Origin of the sequence: Dyella flagellata (assembly GCF_030160275.1) — a bacterium.
Lineage (GTDB): Bacteria > Pseudomonadota > Gammaproteobacteria > Xanthomonadales > Rhodanobacteraceae > Dyella_B > Dyella_B flagellata.
Genome location: NZ_BSOA01000033.1, coordinates 1 through 4,051, shown reverse-complemented (window position 1 = coordinate 4,051; position 4,051 = coordinate 1). Strand labels below are relative to the sequence as shown.

Annotated in this window: 2 protein-coding genes; both read left to right on the top strand. The window is 60.6% G+C overall.

What is annotated here, in order from left to right:
- Nucleotides 1-3,564, top strand: a 3,564-nt coding sequence (locus QQJ96_RS14510) for a non-ribosomal peptide synthetase (RefSeq protein WP_284332733.1), incomplete at its 5' end; no start/stop codon positions are given.
- The coding region (locus QQJ96_RS14505; RefSeq protein WP_284332732.1) for a condensation domain-containing protein at nucleotides 3,561-4,051 on the top strand (491 nt) is incomplete at its 3' end. The genes QQJ96_RS14510 and QQJ96_RS14505, both read left to right, overlap by 4 nt.

Sequence of the window (4,051 nt, the reverse complement as noted above, 5' to 3'; positions counted from 1 at the left end):
GAGGCGTATGCGCGCGAACGCTACGAGGCGCCGCAAGGGCAAGTCGAGCAGATCCTGGCGCACATCTGGCAGGAGCTGCTGGGCGTGGAGCGGGTGGGGCGGCATGACAACTTCTTCGCGCTCGGCGGGCACTCGTTGTTGGCCGTGCAGCACATGGAATGGCTGCGTCGCCGGGGACTGAGTTGCGACGTGCGCACGCTGTTCACGACATCCACTTTGTGTGACCTGGCTACGCAGCTTGGCGGCAAGCATGAAGTGGCGGTGCCGCCCAATGCGATCTCGCCCGATAGCCGTGCCATTACGCCGTCGATGTTGCCGCTGATCGAGCTGAGCCAAGGCGAGATCGACCGAATCGTGACGCAGGTGCCGGGAGGCATCGGCAACATCCAGGACATCTACGCACTCTCTCCGCTGCAGGATGGCATCCTGTTCCATCACCTGTTGTCCAAACAAGGAGATCCTTATCTGCTGATCGCGCAGCTGGTGTTTGCCGACCGCAGCTTGCTCGATCGCTTCCTGGTCGCGGTGCAACAGGTTGTGAATCGCCATGACATTTTGCGTACCGCCTTTGTCTGGGATCAGCTCGCCGTGCCGGCGCAGGTGGTATGGCGCCAGGCATGTCCGGCGGTCAGGGAGTTGCGGCTCGATCCGGCCGCCGGTCCCATTGCCGAGCAACTGCGCAGGCACGTCGATCCGCGGCATCACCGCATCGACCTGGTCAAGGCGCCACTATTGCATTACGTGATCGCGCAGGATCCGCACGACGGTCGTTGGCATGTGGTGCAGTTGCTACACCACCTGATTGGGGATCATTCCACGGCAGAGCTGCTCTTACGGGAAGTCCAGGCTTTGCTGGAAGGCCGCGCAGACCACTTGCTCCCGGCACAGCCTTTCCGCCGACTGATCGCCCAAGCGCGGCTGGGCGTCAGCGAGCAAGCTCATGTCGACTACTTCCGCCGGCAGTTGAGCGATATCGACGAGCCGTGCCTGCCCTTTGACTTGAGCGAGGTCCATCGGGATGGCCGGCAGGTAGGAGAAGCGTATCGACGGCTGCCAAGTGCACTGCATGAACGCTTGCGTGAACAGGCCCGACGCCGAGGTGTAAGCATGGCCAGCCTGTGCCACCTGGCATGGGGGCAGGTCGTGGCGCGAACCAGCGGGCGCACAAATGCCGTGTTCGGGACCGTCCTGTTCGGTCGCATGCATGGCGGTGAAGGGGCCGACCAGGCGATGGGCATGTTCATCAATACGCTGCCTTTGCGCTTGAGCCTGGATGAAACTCCGGTGGAAGTGAGCGTGCAGGACACGCATCGGCGGCTGGCGGAACTGTTGCAACACGAGCATGCCTCCTTGGCGTTGGCGCAACGGTGCAGTGGCGTGGAAGCACCGGCACCCTTGTTCAGCGCCCTGTTCAACTACCGGCACAACCGGATGATGGATGAAGACAGCCGCATAGTTCTGCCAGGTATCGAGCTGCTTGAGGCGGAGGAGCGGACCAATTATCCGGTGGTGTTGTCGGTGGAAGATTTCGGCGAGGCGCTGGGGTTGACGAGCCAGGCCGTGGCGCCGTTGGAACCGGAGCGTATTTGCGGTTACATGCAGCGCGCGTTGGAAAGCCTGGTGGAGGCTCTGGAGCGTGCTCCGGGCAGGCCAGTGCACGAACTGGAGATCGTGCCTGAAGAAGAGCGGATGCTGTTGCTTGAAGCATGGAATCGTACTGCTGCCGACTATCCGCAAGACCTATGTGTCCATCAGTTGTTCGAACGGCAGGCAAACCGTACCCCCGATGCGTTAGCCGTGATCCATGCTGAAGAACAGCTCAGTTATGGCGAACTCAATGCACAGTCCAACCGCCTGGCGCACTGGTTGATCAAGGTAGGGGTGAAGCCTGACGAGCCGATCGCGATCTGCATGGCACGCAGCACGCACATGCTGGTGGGCTTGCTCGGCATTCTCAAGGCCGGTGGCGCCTACGTGCCCGTGGATCCGGCGTATCCGGAAGAACGGCGCGCTTTCATGCTGAAGGATGTCGCATCCCGAATCCTTTTGACGGACGCAGCGAGTCGAAGAGCATGGGGAGTGGCCTTGCCGCAGGAGCTTACCGTGCTGGAGCTGGATGCGGAGCGGCCGGTGTGGGCGGATCAAGCCAAGCACAATCCGCGAATCGGAGGCCTGACATCTCAACGTCTGGCCTACGTGATCTACACCTCCGGCTCCACCGGCTTGCCCAAAGGGGTGATGGTCGAACATCGGCAACTGATCAATCTGGTGACATGGCACGCGACAAACTTCGAGTTGCGAGCGGGGCACCGCAGCACGGCCACCGCAGGCGTGGGCTTTGATGCCAGCGTGTGGGAGATCTGGCCCTCTTTATCGACCGGAGGCGTTTTGCTGCTTCCACCCGAATCGACCGCCGCAGATCCTGCCAGCATGCTCCAATGGTGGCGTAGCCAATCCATGCGCACGGCCTTCCTGGTTACTCCGCTGGCACTGCTTGCGCTGGCGGAGAAAAATGGCGTGCCCAATGCCCTGCAACGGCTGCTGGTCGGCGGCGATCACCTGCCTAAATTGCCCGGTGGTGTGTGCCACGGCTTGCAACTGATCAATAACTATGGGCCGACCGAAACTACCGTGGTAGCGACCTCTGGCGTTGTCGACGTCCAAGCTTCCGTGCATCCGATCGGTCGTCCGATTGCCAACACGCGGATATATCTGTTGGATGAGGATCAGCAACCGGTTCCATTGGGTTCACGGGGAGAAATCTACATCGGCGGAGCGGGTGTCGCTCGCGGCTACTGCAACCGCCCGGCGTTGACGAACGAGCGTTTTCTGCCCGATCCGTTCAGCGGGCAGGCCGGTGGCAGGATGTACCGCACCGGCGATCTGGCGAAATACCTGCCGGACGGCAGCATCATGTTCATGGGGCGCAACGACGGCCAGGTGAAGATCCGCGGCTTCCGGATTGAACCGGGCGAGATCCAAGCACGCCTGCTGGAACATGAAGACATCCGCGAAGCGACGGTGCTTGCGCGGGAAGACGCTCAAGGTGAGAAGCGATTGGTGGCCTATGTGGTGAGCAAGGACAGCGCTCGGTCCGCAGATGTGTTGGCAAGGGCGTTACGTGTGCATTTGGGCAAGCACCTGCCTGACTACATGGTGCCGAGCGTGTTCGTGCAGCTGGATGCGTTGCCGTTGACGCCGAATGGGAAAGTGGACCGCAAAGCCTTGCCTCCACCTGATGAGGGAGCTTGTGCGCATCAGGCATACGAAGCGCCGGAGGGGGAGATCGAGCAGACCATGGCCGAAATCTGGCAAGAGCTGCTGGATACGCAAAGCGTCGGTCGCCATGACAACTTCTTCGCGTTGGGCGGACATTCGTTGCTTGTCGTCCGGCTTATTACGCGGCTGCAGAGCGAGTTTGGCGTAAGACTGAGTATGGACACTTTGTTCAATCATGCGGATTTGGCGTCCTTTTCCAAGGAAGTGCTCATCGCAGTGGTTGCGCAGGAGTTCGACAGCGACGACCTCGGCAAGCTCGTCGTCGTGGAGGCCGAGAAACCATGAATAGCTCCGAATCGATATTGCGTGAACTGGATATCAAAGAGGTCGAGCGACTTCTCGCTCTGGGAAAGGCTCGTGGATTGAAAAGCGCAAAGCCTGACGATGCGCGCATAAGTTCCGTTTCACGCGATCAGCCAATGGTGCTTTCGTTCGCGCAACAGCGATTGTGGTTTCTCTCGCAACTGGAAGGTGACAGCGCTACTTATCATATCGCCATGGCGCTACGTCTCCTTGGTAAGCTTGATCTCGTAGCGTGGCGCCGTGCCCTCGATAGAGTCTGGTCGAGGCACGAAGCCCTGCGCAGTCATTTCGTGAACCACGAGGGCGAGGCGCAACTCGCGCTGCTACCAGTCGAAGCTGGCATGCCATGGCAGGAAGAGGAACTGCCCGACGGCGCGGAGCCTGTCAGCTATGTACGGCAACGCGCCAGCGAGGAAATTCATCGTGCCTTCGATCTGGAACAAGGGCCGTTGATCCGTACCAGATTGAT